Annotated in this window: 18 protein-coding genes; 10 read left to right on the forward strand and 8 right to left on the reverse strand. The window is 68.5% G+C overall.

Annotation, left to right across the window (positions count from 1 at the left end; genetic code table 11):
- Positions 1-195: 195 nt before the first annotated feature.
- The 8 genes from IT184_03955 to IT184_03990 all read left to right on the forward strand — a co-directional run bounded on the left by IT184_03955 (position 196) and on the right by IT184_03990 (position 11,779).
- Positions 196-1,056, forward strand: coding sequence for a cytochrome c (locus IT184_03955; GenBank protein MCC7007948.1), 861 nt, complete (start codon positions 196-198; stop codon positions 1,054-1,056).
- On the forward strand, positions 1,053-4,700 hold the full coding sequence (locus IT184_03960) for a nitrate reductase subunit alpha (GenBank protein ID MCC7007949.1): 3,648 nt from the start codon (positions 1,053-1,055) through the stop codon (positions 4,698-4,700). The genes IT184_03955 and IT184_03960 overlap by 4 nt, the downstream gene beginning before the upstream one ends.
- 18 nt (positions 4,701-4,718) lie before the next feature.
- Positions 4,719-6,209 (forward strand): nitrate reductase subunit beta, encoded by a 1,491-nt coding sequence (narH, locus tag IT184_03965; GenBank protein ID MCC7007950.1) that lies wholly within the window; start codon positions 4,719-4,721, stop codon positions 6,207-6,209.
- Positions 6,206-6,748 (forward strand): nitrate reductase molybdenum cofactor assembly chaperone, encoded by a 543-nt coding sequence (narJ, locus tag IT184_03970; GenBank protein MCC7007951.1) that lies wholly within the window; start codon positions 6,206-6,208, stop codon positions 6,746-6,748. Before narH ends, narJ begins: the two co-directional genes overlap by 4 nt.
- Entirely contained in the window at positions 6,741-7,442 is a 702-nt protein-coding gene (narI, locus tag IT184_03975; protein MCC7007952.1) for a respiratory nitrate reductase subunit gamma, read from the forward strand. Before narJ ends, narI begins: the two co-directional genes overlap by 8 nt.
- 12 nt (positions 7,443-7,454) lie before the next feature.
- Positions 7,455-8,798, forward strand: a complete 1,344-nt coding sequence (locus IT184_03980; protein MCC7007953.1) for a NarK/NasA family nitrate transporter — start codon at positions 7,455-7,457, stop codon at positions 8,796-8,798.
- An 85-nt stretch (positions 8,799-8,883) separates the two neighbouring features.
- Positions 8,884-10,383, forward strand: a complete 1,500-nt coding sequence (locus IT184_03985) for an alginate export family protein (GenBank protein MCC7007954.1) — start codon at positions 8,884-8,886, stop codon at positions 10,381-10,383.
- Between the two features lie 19 nt (positions 10,384-10,402).
- On the forward strand, positions 10,403-11,779 hold the full coding sequence (locus IT184_03990) for a NarK/NasA family nitrate transporter (protein MCC7007955.1): 1,377 nt from the start codon (positions 10,403-10,405) through the stop codon (positions 11,777-11,779).
- A 38-nt stretch (positions 11,780-11,817) separates the two neighbouring features.
- On the opposite strand, the gene IT184_03995 is transcribed toward IT184_03990, so the two are convergent.
- The 7 genes from IT184_03995 to IT184_04025 all read right to left on the reverse strand — a co-directional run bounded on the left by IT184_03995 (position 11,818) and on the right by IT184_04025 (position 17,893).
- Positions 11,818-12,168 (reverse strand): hypothetical protein, encoded by a 351-nt coding sequence (locus tag IT184_03995; GenBank protein ID MCC7007956.1) that lies wholly within the window; start codon positions 12,166-12,168, stop codon positions 11,818-11,820.
- A 30-nt stretch (positions 12,169-12,198) separates the two neighbouring features.
- Entirely contained in the window at positions 12,199-13,347 is a 1,149-nt protein-coding gene (locus IT184_04000; GenBank protein MCC7007957.1) for a tellurite resistance/C4-dicarboxylate transporter family protein, read from the reverse strand.
- Between the two features lie 65 nt (positions 13,348-13,412).
- Complete coding sequence (locus tag IT184_04005; protein ID MCC7007958.1) at positions 13,413-14,048, reverse strand: response regulator transcription factor; 636 nt, start codon at positions 14,046-14,048, stop codon at positions 13,413-13,415.
- On the reverse strand, positions 14,026-15,828 hold the full coding sequence (locus IT184_04010; protein MCC7007959.1) for a HAMP domain-containing protein: 1,803 nt from the start codon (positions 15,826-15,828) through the stop codon (positions 14,026-14,028). Before IT184_04010 ends, IT184_04005 begins: the two co-directional genes overlap by 23 nt.
- 270 nt (positions 15,829-16,098) lie before the next feature.
- Positions 16,099-16,977, reverse strand: coding sequence for a hypothetical protein (locus tag IT184_04015; protein ID MCC7007960.1), 879 nt, complete (start codon positions 16,975-16,977; stop codon positions 16,099-16,101).
- Between the two features lie 14 nt (positions 16,978-16,991).
- Positions 16,992-17,462, reverse strand: coding sequence for a hypothetical protein (locus tag IT184_04020; protein MCC7007961.1), 471 nt, complete (start codon positions 17,460-17,462; stop codon positions 16,992-16,994).
- A complete protein-coding gene (locus IT184_04025; GenBank protein ID MCC7007962.1) occupies positions 17,459-17,893 on the reverse strand; it encodes a cupredoxin domain-containing protein in 435 nt (144 codons plus the stop codon). Before IT184_04025 ends, IT184_04020 begins: the two co-directional genes overlap by 4 nt.
- Positions 17,894-18,266: 373 nt before the next feature.
- Here IT184_04025 and IT184_04030 point away from each other — a divergent pair, with 373 nt between their 5' ends.
- Complete coding sequence (locus tag IT184_04030; protein ID MCC7007963.1) at positions 18,267-19,415, forward strand: c-type cytochrome; 1,149 nt, start codon at positions 18,267-18,269, stop codon at positions 19,413-19,415.
- 127 nt (positions 19,416-19,542) lie between these two features.
- A complete protein-coding gene (locus IT184_04035) occupies positions 19,543-20,622 on the forward strand; it encodes a 1-acyl-sn-glycerol-3-phosphate acyltransferase (protein ID MCC7007964.1) in 1,080 nt (359 codons plus the stop codon).
- Here the strand turns inward: IT184_04035 and IT184_04040 are convergent.
- The gene (locus tag IT184_04040) at positions 20,614-21,939 is read right to left on the reverse strand and encodes an NnrS family protein (protein ID MCC7007965.1); all 1,326 of its coding nucleotides are present in this window, start codon (positions 21,937-21,939) and stop codon (positions 20,614-20,616) included. The two genes, IT184_04035 and IT184_04040, sit on opposite strands and share 9 nt — an antisense overlap.
- Positions 21,940-22,063: the final 124 nt, after the last annotated feature.

Below are 22,063 nucleotides of genomic sequence, written 5' to 3' on the forward strand. Positions count from 1 at the left end.
TGACGGCCGTCATATTCGTCGAGGAATCCTCCGGCGTCGCCGAGGAATCTTCCGGCCGGCCGCAAACGCACGGGCGATTCGCGATTCATATGACAGGCGTCATATCGCGGCGCGCCAGGGAATCCTACAGTGCTGGCGATTCGCGACACGCGGCACGCGAGCGCGGTGATCGCAGCCCTTCGGAAGGAGCGACGAGTGACCGCACCTCACGTGACGATCCTCTGGCGGTGGCGGGCGTTGCTGGCTGCCGGACTGGCGCTCGGCGTGGCACACAGCGCCGCGGCGCAGATGCCTCCCGCCTCGACGTTCTTCCAGCAGAACTGCGCGGCCTGCCACACCATCGGCGGCGGCGCGCTCGTCGGACCGGACTTGAAAGGTGCCACGGAGCGTCACGAGCGCGCGTGGCTCATCCGCTTCATCGAGAACCCGAAGGCGGTCGTCGACGCCGGCGATCCAGCGGCCAAGGCGATGGTCGACGCGGCCGGTGGCCTGGTGATGCCGCAGATTGCGGGCATGACGCCGCAGATGGCGGAGGCGCTGGTCGACATGATTGCCGGAGGCGCCAGCCAGGCGCCAGCCGGGCCGTCGGTCACCGATCGCGCCTTCACGGCCGCCGACGTCGAGCACGGCCGGCGCCTGTTCAACGGCACGGAACGCCTCCAGAACGGCGGACCGGCGTGCCTGGCCTGTCACAACGCCGGCGCGGGTGAGGGCATGGGCGGTGGCCGGCTCGGTCCGGATCTCACGACCGTCTACGACCGGCTGAAGGGGCGCAAGGCGCTCGGGATGTGGCTGTCGGCTCCGGCGACGACCACGATGCGGTCCCTCTTCGCCGCACGCGCGTTCACGCCGGAGGAAATCGAAGCGCTCCTGGCGTACTTCGAGGACGCCGCCACGCGGCCGGCGTCGCCGAGCGGGCCGTCGCTCGCGTTTCTCGCGGCAGGGAGCGTGGGCGCGATCGCCGGGCTCGTGCTGTTCGCATTTCACTGGCGCGGCCGGCTCCGCGCGGTCCGCCGCCGGCTCGTCGAGACGGCGACGTCGGGAGGCACACGATGAGTGCGGAGAAAGTCCTCGCCTGGATCAAGGACGAGTCGAAACCGGAGCTCCGGAGCTGGGAGGAGTTCTACCGGAACCGGTGGCAGCACGACAAGTCCGTGCGCAGCACGCACGGCGTCAACTGCACCGGCGGCTGCTCCTGGCAGATCTTCGTCAAGGACGGCATCGTCACCTGGGAGATGCAGGCGCTCGACTACCCGCTGCTCGAGTCGACGCTGCCGCCCTACGAGCCGCGGGGTTGTCAGCGGGGGATCTCGTACTCCTGGTATCTCTACAGCCCGCTGCGCGTGAAGTATCCGTACGGCCGGGGTGCGCTGCTGGATCTCTGGCGCGAGGCGCGCGCCGGCACGACGGACCCGGTCGAGGCGTGGCGCCAGATCGTCGAGGATCCCGTGAAGCGGGCGCGTTTCCAGCGCGCGCGCGGCAAGGGCGGCTTTCGGCGCGTGGACTGGGAGACGGTGCTCGAGCTGATCACGGCGGCCCAGATCTACACGATCAAGAAGTGGGGTCCCGATCGTGTGGCCGGCTTCTCGCCCATTCCGGCGATGTCGATGATCAGCTACGCCGCCGGCGCGCGGTACCTGCAGCTCACCGGCGGGCTCTCGCTCTCGTTCTACGACTGGTACTGCGACCTGCCGACGGCGTCGCCCGAGACGTGGGGCGAGCAGACGGACGTCAACGAATCGGCCGACTGGTACAACGCGAAGATGCTGGCCGTCATGGGCTCCAACCTGAACATGACGCGCACGCCGGACTGCCACTTCGCTGCCGAAGCGCGCCACAACGGGACGAAGATGTGGGTCTTCTCCCCCGACTTCAACCAGGTCGCGAAGTACGCCGACGAATGGGTCGCGGTCAACGCGGGCCAGGACGGCGCCTGGTGGATGGCGGTCAATCACGTGCTGCTGACCGAGTGGCATCACCAGCGGCAGGTGCCCTACTTCATCGACTACACGAAGCGCTACACCGATGCGCCGATCCTCGTGGAGCTGGAGGAGGTCGGCGGCGGCCTCCATCGCCCCGGTCAGTACCTGCGCGCCGGCCGGATGGACGCGTATAAGGACGTCGAGCAGAAGGACTGGAAGTTCCTCATGTGGGACGCCGCCGCCGGCCGGCCGAAGATGCCGATGGGCAGCGTCGGGCACCGCTGGGGCCAGGAACAGGGCAAGTGGAACCTGGTCCTGCAGGACGGCGTCGACGGCTCGGCGATTGATCCGGCGCTGACGTTTCTCGGCGGGTCCGACGCCGTCATCGAGGTCGAGCTCGACAACTTCGCCGAGGCGTCGGCCTTGCGCCGGGGCGTGCCGGCCAAACGCGTCGCCCTCGCGGACGGATCGACCGTGCTCGTGACCACCGTCTACGACCTGCTCATGGCGCAGTACGGCGTCGACCGCGGCCTGCCGGGTCAGTACCCCGCCAACTACGACGACGAGTCGCAGCCGTACACGCCGGCCTGGTCGGAGAAGTACACCGGCATGGGCCGCGAGACGCTGATCCGGTTCGCGCGGGAATGGGCCACGACCGCCGAGTACACCAAGGGCAAGTGCACCATCATCATCGGCGCCGGCGTCAATCACTGGTACCACGCGAACCTGATGTATCGCGCCGGCATCCACGCGCTGATGTTCTGCGGGTGCGTGGGCGTGAACGGCGGCGGCCTCGCCCACTACGTCGGCCAGGAGAAGCTGGCGCCGGGTGAGTCGTGGAGCTCGATCGCCTTCGGCCGCGACTGGTACCCGGCCGCTCGCCTGCAGAACGCGCCGAGCTGGCACTACGTGAACACCGATCAGTGGCGGTACGAGAAGGACTTCACCGACTACCACACGGTGCCGCGCCGGCAGCGAGAAGGATCGCTGGCCCAAGGACACACGATCGACATCCAGGCTCGTGCGGTGCGCAGCGGCTGGATGCCCTTCTATCCGCAGTTCAACCGGAGCCCGCTCGACGTCGTGCGCGACGCCGAAGCGGCGGGCGCCTCGACGCCGGCCGAGATCGTCTCCCGCGTGGTCGGCGATCTGAAGTCCGGCGCGCTGAAGTTCGCGGTCGACGATCCGGACGCCGCCGAGAACTGGCCGCGCGTGTGGTTCATCTGGCGCGGCAACGCGCTGATGTCCAGCTCGAAGGGCCACGAGTACTTCCTGCGCCATTACCTCGGGACGCACTCGAACGCGATCGCGGAGGAGCTGGCGAAGGACTCGGTCAAGGAAGTGGTGTGGCACGAGACGATGCCCGTCGGCAAGATGGACCTCGTCGTCGACCTGAACTTCCGGATGGACACGTCGGCGCTGTACTCCGACATCGTGCTGCCGGCGGCCACCTGGTACGAGAAGGCCGACCTGAACTCGACCGACATGCACAGCTTCATCCACCCGCTGTCGGCCGCGGTGCCCCCCGCCTGGGAATCGAAGTCGGACTGGCAGATCTTCAAAGCGCTCGCCCGGAAGTTCTCGGAGCTGGCGCCGGCGCACTTCCCCGAGGTCGTCAAGGACCTGATGGCCTCACCGCTCGCCCACGATTCGGCGGCGGAGGTCGCGCAGGTGACGCTCGCCGACTGGCGCGCGGGCGAGTGCGACGCGATTCCCGGCAAGACGATGCCGATGCTGCGCGTGGTGGATCGGACGTACCGCGACGTCTTCCATCAGTACTGCTCGTTCGGTCCGCTCGCGCGCGAAGGCGGGCTGAGCGCGCACGGCACGAGCTACGCCATCCAGGACGTCTACGACGACGCGCTGAAGCGCCTGCCGACCTACGCGTGGGGCGGGCGCAAGTTCCTCTCGCTGGCGGACGACGAACACACCTGCAACATCATCCTCGAGTTCGCCACGGTCACCAACGGCGAGCTGGCCCATCGCTCCTACACCAACATGGAGAAGCGGGTCGGCCTGCCGCTGGCCCACCTCGTCCAGGGCAGTCGTTCGGTGCGCGTCGATTACAAGACGCTCCAGGCCCGACCCACTCGGTTCGTCAACAGTCCGATGTGGTCGGGGCTCGTGACCGACGGGCGGGCGTACTCGCCGTTCACGTACAACATCGAGCATCTCGTCCCGTTCCGGACGCTGACCGGCCGCCAGCACTTCTATCTCGATCACCCGATGTACCTGCAGTACGGCGAGCACCTGCCGTGCTACAAGCCCAAGCCGAAGCCGGCGGAGTACGCCGACATCCGGGTCAGCCAGGAAGTCGGGCCGACGCTGATGCTCAACTACCTCACCCCGCACGGCAAGTGGCACATCCACTCGACCTACGGTGACAACCAGCGGATGACGACGCTCTCGCGCGGGTGCGAGCCGTTCTGGATGAACGACAAGGACGCCACCGACATCGGGATTCACGACAACGATTGGGTCGAGGTCCACAACGATCACGGCGTCGTGGTCACGCGGGCGGCGGTCAGCGCCCGCATTCCGCGCGGGGTCTGCATCCAGTACCACTCGCCGGAACGCACCTACGGCGTGCCGAAATCGCCGCTGCGCGGCAACCGGCGCGCCGGCGGACACAACAGCCTGACGCGCACGCGTCTCAAGCCGAACTTCCTCTGCGGTGGCTACGGGCAGTTCACCTACCACTTCAACTACTGGGGACCGCTCGGCTGCAACCGGGACACGCACGTGCTCGTGAGGAAGCTGCCGGAATTGAAGTGGTAGTCCGCGAAGGAGTGGATGATGGACGTCCGTTCTCAGATCGCCATGGTGTTCCACCTCGACAAGTGCATCGGGTGCCACACCTGCAGCATCGCGTGCAAGAACATCTGGACCGATCGCAAGGGCACCGAGTACATGTGGTGGAACAACGTCGAGACGAAGCCCGGCACGGGGTTCCCCACGCGGTGGGAGGACCAGGAGTCGTACCAGGGCGGCTGGCACGTGGTCGACGGCAAGCTGCAGCTCCGCTCCACCGACAAGGCCCGCACGGTCACGAACATCTTCCATCATCCGCACATGCCGACGATGGACGACTACTACGAGCCGTGGACGTACGACTACCAGCACCTGTTCAACGCGCCCGAGGGTGACGATCAGCCCACGGCCATCCCCGTGTCGATGGTCACGGGCCAGCCGATCGACATCAAAGCCGGCCCGAACTGGGACGACGACCTCGGCGGATCGAACGTGTACGCCGAGCACGATCGGAACCTCGACGGGCTCTCGCCCGACCAGCGGCAACAACTGTTCGCGATCGAGCGGCTGGTCTTCTTCTACTTTCCGCGCATCTGCAATCACTGCCTGAACCCGTCGTGCGTGGCCTCGTGCCCGTCGGGCGCCCTGTACAAGCGCGGCGAGGACGGCATCGTGCTGCTCGACCAGACGCGGTGCCGTGGCTGGCGGTCGTGCATCTCCGCCTGCCCGTACAAGAAGACGTTCTACAACTGGCAGACCGGCAAGTCCGAGAAGTGCATCCTCTGCTTCCCCAGGCTCGAGACCGGCCAGGCGCCCGCCTGCTTCCACTCCTGCGTCGGCCGGATCCGGTACCTCGGCGTGCTGCTCTACGACGCCTCGCGCATCGAGGCCATCGCGTCCATGAAGGAGGAGGATCTGGTCGAAGGGCACCGGTCGATGATCCTCGACCCGTTCGACCCGGCGGTCATCGCGGCCGCGCGCGCGAACGGCATCCAGGACGACGTCATCGAGTCCGCCCAGCGGTCGCCCGTCTACAAGTTCGTGAAGGTCTGGCGCGTGGCCCTGCCTCCGCACATCGAGTACCGCACGCTGCCGATGCTGTTCTACGTTCCGCCGATGTCACCCGTGATGGCCCAGCGCACGAACGGGGTCGTCGAGCACGTGCCGGGCGACTTCTTCCACGACATCGACTCCGCACGCGTGCCGATGAAGTTCCTCGCCAACCTGTTCGGAGCGGGGCACGACGGCCAGGTCCGCTACGCCCTGCGCAAGCAGAAGGCCGTGCGCTGGTACCGGCGCGCGGTCACGGTCGGCGACATCACCATGGAGACGGCCGAACGCATGCTGCGGGAAGCCGACTGCACGCCCGACGAGGCCGAAGCCATCTACCGGCTGACGTCGCTCTGCACGTTCGACGACCGCTTCGTCATCCCGCCGATGCACCGCGAGCAGGCGATCGAGATGCTCAAGGATCCGCACGAGCACAAACAGGCGGCAGGCTTCGGCTTCCTTTCCGGCCCGCGGAGGGGACTATGAGCGGCGTGCGCGCGGGCGCGATCGTGCTGGCCGGACGGCTCCTCCATTACCCCGGCGACGACTACCTCGACGACGTGCGGGCGTTCGCCGAGCTGGCACGGCAGCTCGGCGTCGAGACGATGTCGGAGCTGAAGGCGTTCGTCGCGGCGCTGGACGGACGGTCGGTCGGCGAACTGCAGGAGCTGTTCACGCAGACGTTCGACCTCACGCCGAGCTGCGCGCTCGAGGTCGGCTGGCATCTCTTCGGCGAAGAGTACGAACGGGGAGCGTTCCTCGTCGACATGCGCGACGAGCTCCGCACCCATGCGATTCCCGAGGGCACCGAGCTGCCGGATCATCTCGGGTCGCTGCTCGCGCTGGTCATCCGGGTTGAACCGGGACGGGCGGCGACGCTCGTGTCCAAGGCGCTGCTCCCGGCGATCGACAAGATGCTCACGGGCCTCCGCGAAGCTGGCAGCCCGTTCGTCGCCGCCATGGACGCGATCCGGCAGGTCCTCACGGCCTACGCGCCGGGCTCACCGGAGGTCAGCCATGCTTGATGCGATCTATCTCGACGGCGTGCTCTTCGGCGTCCTGCCGTACGTCGCGCTCTTCACGTTCACGCTGGCGTCAATCCAGCGGTATCGGGGCCAGCCCTTCACCTACTCCAGCTTGTCGTCCCAGTTTCTCGAGAACCGGCAGCACTTCTACGGCATGGTGCCGTTCCACTACGGCATCCTCGTCGTGCTGGCCGGTCATCTCGTCGCGTTTCTCACGCCGTCGGCCCTGCTGGCCTGGAACCGGCAGCCGCTCAGACTCTACGTCCTCGAGGTCACGAGCCTGGCGTTCGGCCTGCTGACGCTGGCCGGCCTGGTCATGATCATCCGCCGGCGCCGGACGTCGCCGCCGGTGCGGGTCGTGACGTCGAAGGCCGACTGGGTCGTGCTCGCGCTGCTCGCGCTGCAGGTCCTGACCGGGGTCTACACGGCCGTGGTCCATCCCTGGGGCTCGTCGTGGTTCGCGTCGATCCTCACGCCCTACCTGTGGTCGCTGGTTCGGCTCACTCCGGATCTGACCGCCGTCGCCGTGTTCCCGCTCGCGATCAAGCTGCACGTCATCAACGCCTTCCTGCTGATCCTGTTCTTCCCGTTCACCCGGCTCGTGCACGCGCTGGTCGTGCCCAATCCGTACCTCTGGCGCAAACCGCAGGTGGTTCGCTGGTACCGCCGCGCCGCCGGGCCGACTGCTCACTGACGGAGCCTCCCCATGGCCAACTCCACGACGCGCGCGCTCGATGCTCCGGTGATCTGGAATCCTGAAGACGCGCGTCAATGGGAGGCTGGCGGCGCGCGCCTCGCGCGCCGAACGCTGTGGATCACCACGGGCGCGCTCACGCTGTCGTTCAGCACCTGGTTCATGTGGAGCGCGCTCGTCGTCAGGCTGCCGGAGCTGGGGTTCCCGCTCACGGTCGGCCAGCGGTTCTGGCTGGCGGCGCTGCCGGGGCTGATGGGCGCCACGCTCCGAATCCCGTACTCGTTCGTCGTCCAGATGTTCGGTTCGCGGGCGGTCATCACGCTGGCGACGGCGTCACTCCTGATTCCGTCGATTGGCGTGGGGCTCGCGGTGCAGAACCCGAACACGCCGTTCTGGACGCTGGCGCTGCTGGCGGTGTCCGCGGGATTCGGAGGCGGCAACTTCTCGGCGTTCATGTCGAGCACGAGCCTGTTCTTCCCGCGCTCGCGCCAGGGCACGGCGCTCGGCGTGCAGGCGGGCATCGGCAACTTCGGCGTCAGCCTCGTGCAGTTCCTCACGCCGCTCGTCATGACGGTGCCGATGTTCGGGCACCTCGGCGGCGATTCGCTGACCTGGACAAAGGGCACGCAGACCGCGCAGCTCTGGATTCAGAACGCGGCGTTCATCTGGGTCCTGCCGGTCGTGTTCTTCACGGTGGCGGCGGCGATCGGCCTGCGATCCATTCCCGTGAAAGCGTCGTTCTCCCAGCAGGCCGTGATCTTCCGGCGCAAGCACAACTGGATCATGACGTCGCTGTACATCATGACCTTCGGCACGTTCTCGGGCATGTCGGCGGTGTTCGCGCTGCTCATCCGGGAGGTCTTCGGCAAGCTCGAGGGCGCGCCCGATCCGCTGCAGTACGCGTTTCTCGGCGCTTTGATCGGATCGGCGACCCGGCCGCCCGGCGGCTGGATCTCGGACAAGATCGGCGGTGCGCGCGTCACCATGGCGTGCGGCGTGCTTTTGCTGATCGGCTCGATCGGCGTCACCTGGTTCACGGCGCCGACGACGGTCGACACGTTCGGTCCTTTTCTTGCACTGATCCTGGTGATCTTCTTCGCCGCTGGCGTCGGCAACGGGTCGACGTTCCGGATGATTCCGGTGATCTTCCCGCGACACGAAGCGGGTCCCGTGCTCGGGTGGACGGCCGCCATCGCGGCGTACGGATCGTTCGTGCTGCCGATGCTGTTCAACTGGTCGCTCGGCAGGTTCGGATCGGTCAACCAGGCGTTCTACGTGCTCGCGGCGTTCTACGCCTGCAACCTGGTGCTCTGCTGGTGGTTCTACGCGCGGCGCGGCGCTGAAGTGTCCTGCTGAACGCTGCGCCCGCACGCGTGCCGCGGGAGGCGGGCCGGCGAGCGCCGGCCTGCGCGGCGCGCTCCGCGTCCCTCTCGGAGGTTTCATGTCAGTCCGTCGTGGTTCGACGCTTGCGACCGGCGCCCTGGCGCTGGCCGCGGCACTCGTCGTGCCTTCGCCCGCGGCCGGTCAAGCAGCCGGCACCGGAGGCAGCACACCGCCGAAAGCCTTGACCGTCTACGTGCGCAACTGGACGCGCGTGGAGTCCTGGCGCTTCTTTCAACCGCCCGCCGGCACGGCGGCGGATCCCGACTACACGTTCGTCGCCAACCGTCTGCAGCTCGGCGCCGAACGGCACACCCGCCGGTACGACTTCGTCGCCGCGGCGCAGTACGTTCAGTTCGGGGGGCTGCCCGCGGACGCGGGGGCGCCGGCGCCGCTTGGACCGATGGGGACCGGCGCGCTCTATTACGCACAGGGTGGCCAAACGGCGGCGAGCCGGCACCTGTACCTGCGCTACCTCAACGTGCGGCTCAAGGATCTGTCGCCCGGCTGGTCCATCCAGGCGGGACGAATGGCGTACACGTCGGGCGCCGAGTCGCCGTCGGGCAACGCGAAGATCGAAGCCGTCAAACGCCAGCGCGTCGATTCGAAGCTGCTCGGCGAGTTCGAGTGGTCCCACTATCAGCGCGGATACGACGGCATCCGGACGGACGTCGATCGGAAGGGCTACCACGTGACGGCAGCGGTGATGCGGCCGACGCAGGGGGGCTTCGAAGACAACGCCGGCGTGCACATCCGTCGCGTCAACGTGGTGACGGGCACCGTCGCCGTCAAACCCGGTCCGCATCTCAGGCACAGCGATTGGGAAACGTTCGTCGTCCGATACGACGACAGCCGCGCGGTCGCGGCGCGCCCCGACAACTCCGGCCAGGCGGCGTCCCAGGTGGACGCGCACATCACGACGCTCGGCACCATGCTCGTGGGGGCGTATCCGCTGTCGCCCGCGCGTCAAATGGACGTCCTCGTCTGGACGGCGTGGCAGACCGGCGACTGGTACGGCCAGGCTCATCGAGCCGGTGCCATCACGGTCGAAGGCGGCGTCCAGTGGACGAGCCCGCGGTGGAAGCCGTGGATCCGCGGCGGCTTCACGCACGCGACCGGTGACAAGGACGCGGCCGACGCGCGGCACGGCACGTTCTTCCAGGTGCTGCCGACGGTGCGGAAGTACTCGCTGTCGGCGACCTACAGCGTCATGAACCTCAACGACGGCTTCGTGCAGATCCTCGCCACCCCGCGGCCCAACGTCTCGCTGCGGCTCGACGTCCACCGGTTGTCGCTCGCCACGGCCGCCGACCGCTGGTACTACGGCAGCGGCGCGACGCAGAAGGCCGGTACGGTCTTCGGCTATGCCGGCCGGCCATCGCGCGGGTTCACGGACCTCGGCACCGTGGCCGAGGGCGCCGTGGACTACCGGTTCAGCCCACGCTGGTCGGTCAACGGGTACTTCGGCGTGTTCAACGGCGGCGACGTCGTGAAGCAGAACTTCACGGGCGGCACCCGGCCGCTGACCTTCGGGTATCTCGAACACGTCCTGCAGTTCTGACTGCACGAGAGGACACGCCATGACTGCTCCCCAGCTTCTGAACCCGACCGAGTCTCCCGTCGAGGTCCACGCCCGAAACCGCATCCTGACGCTCTCGACGGCCGCCTTCACGCTGATGTTCGCCGTGTGGCTCCAGTTCGGCGTGCTCGGCATTCCGATCCGGAAGGAGTTCGGCCTGTCGGACGTGCAGCTCAGTTGGCTGGCGGCCGTCGCGATCCTCAACGGATCGGTGTGGAGGCTCGCGTTCGGCATCCTGACGGACAAGTTCGGCGGCCGGCGCGTGATGGCGGCCCTGCTGCTGCTGACATCGATCCCGACCTACCTCGTCACCACGGCGACGAGCTTCACGCAACTTCTGGTCTACGCCTTCCTCTTGGGCCTGTCGGGCAACTCGTTCAACGTCGGCATCTCCTGGAACTCCGCCTGGTTCCCCAAGCATCGTCAGGGATTCGCGCTCGGCGTGTTCGGCGCGGGCAACGTGGGGGCGTCGGTCACGAAGCTCATCGGCCCGGCGCTCATCACGATGGTGCCGGTGGCGGGCGTGATGGGCGGGCTCGTGCCCGGAGGCTGGCGGTTCGTGCCGGTGCTCTACGCCGCCATGCTCGTCGTGATGGCCGCGCTGATCTGGTTCTTCACGCCCAGCCACGATCGCAAGCCGGGCGCCGGCCGGCCGCTTCACGAGCTGCTGCGGCCGCTGAGATTCGTGCGCGTGTGGCGCTTCAGCCTCTACTACGTGGTCGTGTTCGGCGCGTACGTGGCGCTGTCGGCCTGGCTGCCGAAGTACTACGTCGACGTCTACGGCCTGCCGCTCGCGACGGCCGCGTTGCTGACGACGCTCTTCATCTTCCCGGCGAGCCTCCTGCGCCCGTTCGGCGGGTGGATGAGCGACCGGTTCGGCGCTCGGCGCGTGATGTACGGCGTCTTCTGGGTCATGACGCTGTCGCTCATCATGCTCGCTGCGCCGAGCGGGCACATCGTGCTGTACGTGCCGCAGCAGTTCGAATCGGACGGCACCCGCGAGGTGATGCAGTTCCAGCTCGGCGTCGGATGGTTCACTGTGTTCGTGTTCCTGCTCGGCGTCGGCATGGGCGTGGGCAAGGCCGCCGTCTACAAGCACATTCCCGAGTACTTCCCGAAGGACGTCGGGGCGGTTGGCGGTCTGGTCGGGCTGATCGGCGCGCTCGGCGGGTTCTTCCTGCCGCCGTTCTTCGCCTACAGCTACAGCCTCGCCGGGATTCCACAGACCACGTTCTTCATTCTGCTCGTGGTCACGGCCGCGTCGTTCATCTGGATGCACTGGACCGTCCTCGGCATCCTGCGCTCTGCGAGCCCGGAGCTGGAGCACAAGTTCGAGTCGCCGGGCGATCGGCTGGCGCCCGGCAGCCGGCCGGCGTAGTCGCGGTCTCGGCACGCGCGTCCTCGTCCGGCCCGCGATCAGAACGTGCCGTCCGGGCCGTCCGGATCGCTCTCCATGACGCCGTCGAGGTACATCACGGAGCCCACGAGCCACAGCAGGGTGCCGAGACCGATCACGCCGAGCGTGGGCGCGACGAGCGGCGCGCGGTGGTCGAGCAGGATCAGTCCGACGTTCTCGTTCACGCCCGCGGTCAGGCAGGCGATCGAGTACGCGATCACGCCCACGACCGACAGCACGCATCCGCCGATGACGAGACGCTTGCCGCGCCTCATGCGCCGTTCCGCCTCGGCGTGCAGATCGGCCGTCGTGGACAGTCCCACGGCGACGAACGAGTCAGCCTGTGCATCGGTCTTGCCGAAAGCCGCCATGTGTGTGCCTCCAGTCAGGAATCGAACCCGTTACAAGTCGATGGCCGGATACGCGCGGGCGCGCGGCATCGGATGCCGGCCGCGCTGCTTCAGCCCGAGCACCACGATGTAGACCATCCGCCCCGCGAACCCCAACGCCGTCAGCAACCACGCCGAAAGAGCCGCCACCACGAAGCCTCGCGCAATCCAGACCAGGAACGGCGCGCCGAGGGCCGCCGACAGCCGGTACGTGCTCACCGCGTACATCCCGAGCGGAAACACCAGGCCCCAGTAGAGCGGGTCGTAGGCGACCGGCACGCGATGACGCAGGTGTCTCCAGATCCACAGCACGAGCAGCATCGGGATCCACCAGGTGGCGGTCGCCCAGAACATCACCGTCATCCCGAGGATGAAGGGACGGAGCGGGCCGACGAGCGCCGACCCTCGCGCCGCATCGGCGAGCATCGCGCCGGCGAGGGTCGAGATTGCGACGGCGCCCATGTTGATCCAGTAGGGCGGCATCAGATCGCGCGGCGAGAACCCGAAGAACATGTAGCGGTAGAAGATCAGCGCGATGATCCAGAAGTACAGCATGCCGCCGCCCGCCCAGAACGAGAGCAGCACGAACAACTGGGTATCGCGGTCGATCGAGAGGCGGCCGTCGAGCGCGCAGCCGAGCGTCGCCACCGATTGGGTCGCCACGACCGCCAGCAGCCATCCGCCGTTGATGCCGTCGGCCAGGCCGGGCTTGTGCTCCCGAATCGTCAGCAGCGTGAACACGGTGTAGGTGCAGGCCGCCCAGAACACGACGGTCGCCCACCACAGCACCGTCGCGACCGCGATGTTCCCGTGGAGCCGCACGGCCTGCATGCCGAGCATGCCGGTGGCCGCGACGAGCGTGAAGTAGCCGGGCGCACGCTGGTGACTCGCCCAGTCCTCGCGGACGCGCTCGGGATTGCGGACGACGCGCGCGAGGAACAGGACCCAGATCGCCGGGTAGGCGATCAGGTTGATTCGAGAGAGCAGCGTCGCGAACGCCTGCAGTCCGGACGCCCGGCACGCGATCGCCACGATGCCGGTCGCCATCACCAGCGCGAAATACGCCGGGTGCAGGTCGGCCAGGCGGGCGTCGAGATGGCTCCGGACGGCAATGCCGCGCGTCACGAGAGCAGCGTATCGCGCGCCCGGCGGCGCGAACATCCGCGTTCGTCCGCCGCCATCGTCGGAGGATCGGCGGCGTCGTGTCGGTGTCCGTCCTACACGCCCTACTTCACGAGCCGGTGCTCGAGCGCATAGCGCATGAGCTGGGCGTTGGAGGTCAGGCCCATCTTCTCGAGGATCCGCGTGCGGTAGGTGCTGACGGTCTTGACGCTCAGATCGAGCGTGGCCGCGATGTCGGAGACCGAGCGCGCCGCCGCGAGGAGCAGGAGCACCTCGTACTCGCGCGGAGACAGCAGCTCGTGGGGTGCGTCGGCGCCCGATCCTCCGATCGCCACGAAGTCCGCGATCTGTTCCGCCACGTTCTCGCCGAGGTACCGCTTCCCCTGCAGCACGCTTCGAATCGCCCGCAGCAGCTCCTCGGGCGCCCGATCCTTGGTCAGGTAGGCCGAGACGCCGATCCGCAGCGCGCGCAGGATGAACTGCCGCTCCCCGTACATGCTGAGCACGACGATCGCGAGGCCGGGTTGCAGCCGCCTGAACTCGTCGACCCAGTCGAGGCTGTTGCGCTCGCCCAGCGCGATGTCGAGGACCAGCACCGACACCGGCGACGAGCGCAGGCGCTCGAGCACCTCCTCGCACGAGCTCGCCTCGTCGATCTCGGCGGTCGGGAACGCCTGGCTGACGATGCGGTGCAGGCCGGACCGCACGACCGGATGATCATCCGCCAGCAGGATGCGCATCGGCCCTCGCCATGGATGGTACCGGAACCGTCACGGTCAGCGTCGTGCCTTGTCCGGGCGCGCTCTGGATCGCCAGCACGCCGCTCACGAGCCGCGCGCGCTCCCGCATGCCGATGATCCCGAGCGATGTGGGGCTCTGGAGCGCCCCCGCGTCGGCCCCGATGCCATCGTCGTGGACCTCGAGGCGAAGGCCGCCGGGAATGGCGCACAGGCGCACATCGGCCACCCGGGCGTGCGCGTGGCGCACGACGTTCGTCAAGGCCTCCTGCGCGATGCGAAACAGCGTGACGGCGATGGTCTCGTCGAGGTTCGCGGGAACGCCGTCCGCCTCGATCTGGACGATGAGGTCGGTTCGGCTTTCGACTTCACGAGCCTGCCACTCCAGGGCGGGAATCAATCCCAGCTTGTCCAGGACGCCTGGACGCAGCTCCGACGAGATGCGGCGCACGAACTCGAGCGCGGTGGCGATCTGTTCGTTCATCGCCGCCACGCCGTCGCGGAGCTTCGTCGCGCAGGGCCGATCGCGCTCGTCGACGGGGCACGACGCGGTCAGGCCGACGAGGTCGAACTTCATGGAGGTCAGCAGTTGGCCGATCTGGTCGTGCAGCTCGCGGGAGATTCTCGCCGCTTCGGCTTCACGTGCATCCTGGAGCGCGCCCGTCAGGCCACGGAGGGCCGCCTGCGCGTCGAGTGCTTCCTGATGCCGGCGGGCGAGCGAATCGGCCATCGTGTTGAAGGCGCCGGCCAGCAGCGCCGACTCGTTGTGCCCGCGCGGCACCACGGCGCGCGCCGTGAGATCGCCGGCGCCGAAGAGCTGAGCCGTGCGGGCGAGCGACCGCAGCGCCCGCAAGAAGCCTACCTCCGCGGCCGCAAAGGCAGCGACAATCGTGACGAGCGTGAGCACCCCCAGGCCGACGAGCGTGCGATAGAACGCGGCGTTGGCGTCCTGGAGGACCTGTTCGTACGGAAGCGCGACGGCGACGAACAGCCCGGGCGCGCCGTCGAGCGGTGCAGCGACGACGAACCGGTGCTCGCCGCCGATCGGGACGATCCGTCCATGCCCCGATTGCGCGATGTCCGCCGCGCCCTGGACGTCGAGCGCGCGCGCGCCGCCGCCGATCTCGTCGCCGCCGTAGGCGAGCACGCGACCGGCCCGATCGGTGATCATCACCGAACCTCCATCCCGAGGTCCGCTCTCTCGGGCCACCGCCGACAGCCAATCGAGATCGAGCCCCGTGAACGCCACGGAGGTGACGTGCCCGTCGCCGTCGCGCACCGCGTACGCGTGGTTCAGCGTCGGCCGGTCGAGAATGGGCGAAATCGTGTAGGTGCCGGCTTCCACGCTGGTCGATTGGAGGGCGGCGGCGAATGCAGGGTTGTCGCGCCAGCTTCGGCGGCTCGCCAACGGGTAGGCACTCCGGATCACGGTGCCCTCGGGAGAGAGCACGCCGATGTTCGCGAGCTGCGGATGGCCGGCGAGCAGCGCCGGCAGGAAGTCCGGATCGCCGATGATCCTCGACTGCGGCCCCTCGCGGGCCAGCCTCGTGCCGAGCCAGGCGAGCAGCTCCCGCGCGCCGCGAATCTGGTGCGCGTGCTCTCGGCTCGTCAGCCCCGCCAGGTGCAGCGCATCGCTCTCGGTTCGGGCGAGCGCCGCCTCACGCTCGTTCTCCGCGGCGTAGGCCGTGAAGAGCACCGCCGGCAGCGTCGCAAGACAGATCAGGAACAGCAGCTTGCCGCGAAGCGACCGGAACGGCCAGAGCGACCTCCGTGTCCGGCGCATGCGATCTCCCCTTCCGGCCCGAGCCTCGATGCGCCGATCCGACGACCACGCCTCGGTTCGGCGGCGCGGCTGGCCGCCCGCCGATGCCTGGCCGCGCGGCCCCGCGCGAGCGCCGCCGGCACGCCGGCACGCCGGCCGCATCGCCGAAAGCGCGTGGCGCAGTCCCCGCCATCATAGAGAACGACGTGTGCCGCCGCTATGATCGACGTCATACGGGTGGAAGCGCGAGGCTCGTGCGCCTCGCGTTCGTCCGGCGGCGGACGCCGCCGCTCAGAAGAACTTCCGAGAGATGTTGAAGCCCAGGAACCAGTCGCCGTTCGTCCCCGCGCCGCGCGCCATCGATCCGATCGTGCTCGCGATGCCGTTCGAGACGTTCAACTGGAAGGCGTGGCCGCCGACGACCTTCTCGATCGCGATGGACGCCTGGTGGTCGCCAGGGTCGTAGCCGGCGATCCGCGGCATCACCTCCGCCACGACGTACACGGTTCGCCGCAAACGGATCCGCGCCGCGATGCCCACGAAGGTCGTGTCGTTGTCGTCGACGACCTCGGCCGGCAAGCTGTTGGAGTTGTTCACCCACATCGGCGTGACGTAGACCATCGCCGCGCTGCCGAGGCGGCGCGAGACGATCGCGCCGAGCGCCGGACTGTAGCTGCCGCGGAAGTTGTTCGTGCCGTCGATGCTGCCGAAGACGGCGACGCTGACCGGGCGTCCATCACGCTCCTCTGCGACGCTCTGATGCGTGAAGAGCTCGATCGTGCGGTCGTTCGTCCGGCGGAACCCGATCTGCGTGCCGCGGAAGATGCCGTAGCGGTACTCGAGGCCGATCTGCGCCGAGGAATCGATGCCGAGCGCGTCGGCGAACAGGCTGCCGACGCTGCCCTGGTTGAGCGGACGCGTGAAGCGGTGCGTGACGCGAAACGCGCTCGCATTCCGGGCCAGCCGCAGCGTCGTCGGCAGGTTGACGAGCGTGAAGTCCGGTTGCAGCGGCTGGAAGTCGAGGTCCGGATCGGATGCCGGGCCTGGTGCGGCCTGTGCAGCCGCAGGGGCCTGAGGCGACGGCGGATCGCCGGCAGGTGCGGCCGCGACGCGCGCCGACATGGCCACGACGGCGGCCGCGACGAGCGTCAGGAGCGGAAGACGACGCATCACGGGCTCCTTCATCAGTTGTTGGCCGCGCCTTCGGCGATCCAGCGGCGAATGATCAGCATCTGTCCTTCGGTGAGGTACGGACCGCTGCCTCGAGGCATCCGCTGCCCGACGATGCCCGGAGCGCCCTCGAGCTTCTGCACGAGATAGCTGTTGTCGGGATCGCCCGGGACGACGCGGACGGCGCCGGGCTTCTCCGTGCTCGCCACGTCGATGAGCGCGTTGTACGCGGCGTTCCGTGTCAGGTTCAATCCAGCCGGCGGCGTCCGTCCCACATCCGTGTGACATTGCACGCACGCGGCTCGACCGGAGCTGTCGCTCGCTTCGAAGATCTCCGCCTGGATGCTGGCTAACGTCTTCGTCAGCGTGGGCGAGGGCCCCGCGATGTCCTCGAGCGTCTCGTCGCATCCCGTCGCGACGAGCGCCGCGCCCAGGACAGCGGTCGCCAGCGTCTTTCGCAGCATCACGAGTCCTTTCGCCGTCACGGCGCCGCCTTCGCGACCACGCGCAGCGTGCCGGTCATCTGCGCGTGCCCTTCGCCGCAGATCACGGTGCACATGATGGGGAACTCGCCGGCGTCTTTCGCGACGAAGTCGATCGCCATCGCCTTGTTCGGCATCAGTTCCTTGTCCACCTTCACCTTCTTGATCGCGAACCCGTGCACGCCGTCGATGGCCGTGACCACGAGCCGCACAGGCTCGCCCTGCTCGACTTCGATCAGCGACGGCTCGAACGTGTAGCGCTTGGCGGTGACGGCGATCTCGCGCGGCTCGCTCTTCTGGCGCGCCGTGATCGGCGGCGACAGGACACCGCCGGCGAGCGTCGCGAGGCCGAGCAGCGCGACGACACGAAGCCGCGGCCGCGCGCGAAGACCAGCGCGCTCCACGGCAACCGTTGGTGCGAACGTCGATCTCATGACCGCAATCCTCGAGCGGCGCCCGCACGCGCGTCACGCGGGAGGCTCCGCCGCATCACGGAGCAACTGCAGTACCAGAATTGAAACGTGAAATCGATCGCCAGAGCTGCCGCGCGCTTACGGCCGGCGAAAGCCGCTTACGCAGTTCCGCCTCGGCGAACGGCAGGTGCAGTCGACGACGATCGGCCGAGGGCGGCCGGACAGGGCCCGCTGCCTTCTAGCGAGCCGAGCATCGGGCCCAGCGCACGCGACAGCGGCGGCACAGATGATCGGAAGCGGCAGCCGGACCGACCGGTACAGGAGTATCATTTCCACGATTCATCCAGTACGACGCAGTGCCGCGCGCGGCACGTCGATCAAACGGAGTCGCCTCATGACAGCCTCCCCACGTTGTCGAATCCTCGTCGTCGCGCTGAGCTTCGCGGCGGCGCCATTTGCCGTTCCGACTGCCGCCCGGCAGCAGTCCGCGCCCACCCCGGCGGCGGCCGCCGCGCCATCGACCGTGCCCGCATGGGCGTTTCCGATTCCGCCGAGTCGCGGCGGCGGACGCGGCCCAGCCGCTGGCTCTGCCGCCGGGGCGGCCTCCGGCCCAGCCGCTGGGGCGCCTGCCGGCGCGGCCGGCGCTCAGACGCCGGGCCCGGCGGCGGCGCAAGGCGCTCCGGCGCCGGCGCGCGGCCGCGGCGCCGTCGATCCGACGCCCCGCAGCGTGCCGAACAGCCCGCGCCAGTACACCGCGGCACAGACGCGCGACTCGTTCAGCATCGCGGACTGGCACCCCGACGAGCACCCGCCGCTGCCCGACGTCGTCGAGCACGGCCGGCGGCCCGAGGTGAGAGCCTGCGGGTACTGCCATCTCGCCAACGGCTTCGGCAAGCCTGAGAACGCGCCGCTCGCGGGCCAGCCGGCCGAGTACCTGATCCAGCAGATGCACGACTTCCGCGACGGCAAGCGGCTCGGCTCGGAGCCCAGGGTCGTGGGCCCGGCGCTCATGGTCACGATCTCCAAGGCCGCGACGGAAGAGGAGATCCACACGGCGGCTGAGTACTTCGCATCGGTCAAGCGGAAGCCCTGGATCAAGGTCATCGAAGCCGACATGGTCCCGGTGACGAGAAACACGGGCGTCATGTACGCGGTCGTGGAGGGTGCCGGCACCGAGCCGGTCGGCAACCGCATCGTCGAGGTGTCGACCAACTACGAGGCCACGGAGCTTCGCGATGGAGGCACGCCGTTTCTCGCGTACGTCCCGACCGGCGCGGTCAAGAAGGGCGAGGCGCTCGTCAAGACCGGCGGAAATGGCAAGACCGTCGCCTGCGGGATCTGCCACGGCGCCAACATGAAAGGCGTCGGCGTCGTGCCGTCGATCGCGGGACGATCCCCGAGCTACATGGGACGGCAGCTCTACGATTTCAAGAGCGGCAGCCGGCACGGCACGAACTCGGCGCTCATGCAGCCGGTCGTCGCCAACCTGACCGACGAGGACATCGTCGACATGCTCGCGTATCTCGCAACGCTCGAACCCTGATGACCTCTGGACATCTGGAGACGTGTTGTTTGGGCATCGAGTGGGCTGCTCTGACGTGGCTGAGCGGAACCACCTGCCGAGCTCTGTGATCGCGTAGCAGGGATCGCTCGCGAGTAGCATGGCCGCCGTGGACGGACTCTCGAGTCGTCGACGTCTCTCGACGCTCGTTGCCGATCCACGGTTTCCTGCCCAGTTCGGGTCCATCCTCCAGCATTTCTACGACCAGTATCACGAGGCGCTGGCCAACGCAGGGCTGCCGCGCGATCGGGCCGACGACCTCTGGTGCACGTTCATCGAGCAACTGGAGGCGCAGATCGAATCACCGTTCGTGTTCGAGCCCTATCACGGGCAGATCACCGCGCCGTTCGACCACTATCGATTCGGCCTCGAGTTCCTCCGCCCTCTCGTCGATCGCTCGCGTTCCTCCGTTCGCGGGCTCCCCGAGCTCGACCGGATCGCCGCTCAGCTCGCGGCCGGCGAGAACGTCATCCTGCTCGCCAACCATCAGACCGAAGGCGATCCGCAGGCCATCAGCCTCCTGCTCGAGGACACCTATCCGGCCATCGCGCGCGACATGATCTTCGTCGCGGGCGAACGCGTCACGACGGACCCTCTCGCGGTGCCGTTCAGCATGGGCCGGAACCTGCTCTGCATCTACTCGAAGCGGTACATCGAGCATCCGCCCGATCGCAAAGCGATCAAGCAACGCCACAACCAGAAGACGATGGAGCGGATGCGAGAGCTGCTGGGCGCGGGCGGACGGTGCGTCTACGCGGCGCCGAGCGGCGGCCGCGACCGCATGACCGCCGGCGCCATCGAGATCGCGCCGTTCGATCCCCAGAGCATCGAAATGTACTTCCTGATGGCGCGGCGGGCGCACCGGCCGTCCCATTTCTACCCGATGGCGCTCGCGACCTACGATTTCCTCCCGCCTCCCGAGAGCATTCAGATCGAGCTTGGCGAAGCTCGCCACATCCGGCGCGCCGGCATTCACCTGGCGATTGGCCCCGAGATCGACATGGAGCACATCGGCGATGCCGCGCTGGACAAGCACGCGCGGCGGACGGCGCGGGCCGAGCACATCTGGCGCGCGGTCCGGGAGGAGTATCGACAGATCGTCGCGCCGGCGGCCATGGGACGCGACGGCGATGTGACCGCTGCTGGCGCCAGCGGCGCGCTCCAGGAGCGCCCGGACGATTCAGGATGAACGCGGCGCCGCGCCGTGCGCGCAGCCGATTGCCGGCGACGCCATCGTCGCAGCCATGTTGACGGCGAAGAGCACGATCGCCGAGAGCTCGAGGATGCCGGACGACGGCAGGACGGCCCAGGCCCAGGCCGCATCGCGCTGGTAGGCGACGACCTCACTCGTGACCCGGACGAGGCAGCCGGCGTTCAGGAGCAGCAGCCCCGCGAACATGACCCGCGGGCTCCAGAGCACACGCGTCGCGAATGCCGGCAGCACGCGCTGCCCGATCGAGAACACCATCGTGGACACGAACCCCACGGTGAACGCATGTCGCGACGCGCCCCAGATGCCGCCCGAGACATCCCAGACGCTCGCCGCGATCCCGAGCAGGCTCGCGGCGATCAGCCAGCCGTACGCGACGCGCACGAACGACGGGAACGAGCGGTGCACGCCGCGCGTCCTGGCCGCCTCGATCGGACGCTCCACGAGGCGAAGCGCGGCGACAGCGAGACCGGCGCCGGCGGCGAGCAGCGTGGCCGCGGCAAGCATCGAGTCCGCGATCGCCAGAGCGATACCCGACCAGGTCACGAACAAGCCGGCGAAGAGCAGCGCGAACATGGGCGGGCGCGTTCCGAGAAACATCGGCAGCCAGCGGGCGCTGAATCCCCAGATGAAGGGGGCGAGGAAGCCCCACGTCGCCAGCACCAGCACGCGCTGTCCCGCGCCGTGTGGCATCGCGGCGGACGTTCCCCAGCGGGCCACGTACACGGTCGCGGCAACGTTGGCGACGAGCGTCAGGCCGAATCCGGCCGTCGCGACGATGACCACCCGAACCCACGGTGCGAGGCGGCCGTCGCCGCCACCCGGCGGGCGATGCGAGGACACGAGGTGAACGAAGATCAGGAAGGCCGCGAGCTCCATCGCGGCGGACGCGGGCAGCAACGCTCGCCACTGCCAGCCGTACGCCGTCGCCAGCCAGCGCATCGTCACACCAGCAGTCCACAGCGCCCAGGCCGTCCAGCCGAGATGGATGACGGTGCGGAGGCCATCTCGAACCCTCGGAACTGAATAGAGACCGATGCCGAGGATGAACGTCCCGACCCAGCCGAAGATCTGCGCGTGGCCGTGGGCCTGGAGCTGGGCAGCGGACACGAGCGACACGCTCTGTCGCGCGCTGACCTGCAGCAGGCTGATCACGCCGAAGAGCGTGCCCGGCAGCAGCATGAAGAACACGCCGACTGCGACGTAGGCGACGAGCAACCGCGCCTGTGCGGTTTCCCTTGCCAGCGCCGACGATGACGCGCGGATGGAGGCGGAGCGGGCGACGAGAGACGGCATGTGTCAGGTCCAGGATGGCCGGTCGAGCGGACGATCGCACGTGCCGGCGCGCCGGAATGGCGCCGCCGCTGACCGGCACTCACGTCGCGTCGATGGCGTCCACGATCAGGATCCTCCGCGGCCG

Source organism: Acidobacteriota bacterium, from assembly GCA_020853395.1.
In the GTDB taxonomy this organism is placed as follows: Bacteria; Acidobacteriota; Vicinamibacteria; order Vicinamibacterales; family SCN-69-37; genus JADYYY01.

Excerpts from the sequence above, each read along its gene's own strand:
- narI (MCC7007952.1), top strand. The coding sequence starts at position 6,741 with ATGCTTGATGCGATCTATCTCGACGGCGTGCTCTTCGGCGTCCTGCCG.
- IT184_03985 (MCC7007954.1), top strand. The coding sequence starts at position 8,884 with ATGTCAGTCCGTCGTGGTTCGACGCTTGCGACCGGCGCCCTGGCGCTG.
- IT184_04005 (MCC7007958.1), bottom strand. The coding sequence starts at position 14,048 with ATGCGCATCCTGCTGGCGGATGATCATCCGGTCGTGCGGTCCGGCCTG.
- IT184_03990 (MCC7007955.1), top strand. The coding sequence starts at position 10,403 with ATGACTGCTCCCCAGCTTCTGAACCCGACCGAGTCTCCCGTCGAGGTC.
- IT184_03980 (MCC7007953.1), top strand. The coding sequence starts at position 7,455 with ATGGCCAACTCCACGACGCGCGCGCTCGATGCTCCGGTGATCTGGAAT.
- IT184_04030 (MCC7007963.1), top strand. The coding sequence starts at position 18,267 with ATGACAGCCTCCCCACGTTGTCGAATCCTCGTCGTCGCGCTGAGCTTC.
- IT184_04000 (MCC7007957.1), bottom strand. The coding sequence starts at position 13,347 with ATGTTCGCGCCGCCGGGCGCGCGATACGCTGCTCTCGTGACGCGCGGC.
- IT184_04015 (MCC7007960.1), bottom strand. The coding sequence starts at position 16,977 with ATGCGTCGTCTTCCGCTCCTGACGCTCGTCGCGGCCGCCGTCGTGGCC.
- narJ (MCC7007951.1), top strand. The coding sequence starts at position 6,206 with ATGAGCGGCGTGCGCGCGGGCGCGATCGTGCTGGCCGGACGGCTCCTC.
- IT184_04040 (MCC7007965.1), bottom strand. The coding sequence starts at position 21,939 with ATGCCGTCTCTCGTCGCCCGCTCCGCCTCCATCCGCGCGTCATCGTCG.
- narH (MCC7007950.1), top strand. The coding sequence starts at position 4,719 with ATGGACGTCCGTTCTCAGATCGCCATGGTGTTCCACCTCGACAAGTGC.
- IT184_03960 (MCC7007949.1), top strand. The coding sequence starts at position 1,053 with ATGAGTGCGGAGAAAGTCCTCGCCTGGATCAAGGACGAGTCGAAACCG.
- IT184_04010 (MCC7007959.1), bottom strand. The coding sequence starts at position 15,828 with ATGCGCCGGACACGGAGGTCGCTCTGGCCGTTCCGGTCGCTTCGCGGC.
- IT184_03995 (MCC7007956.1), bottom strand. The coding sequence starts at position 12,168 with ATGGCGGCTTTCGGCAAGACCGATGCACAGGCTGACTCGTTCGTCGCC.
- IT184_04025 (MCC7007962.1), bottom strand. The coding sequence starts at position 17,893 with ATGAGATCGACGTTCGCACCAACGGTTGCCGTGGAGCGCGCTGGTCTT.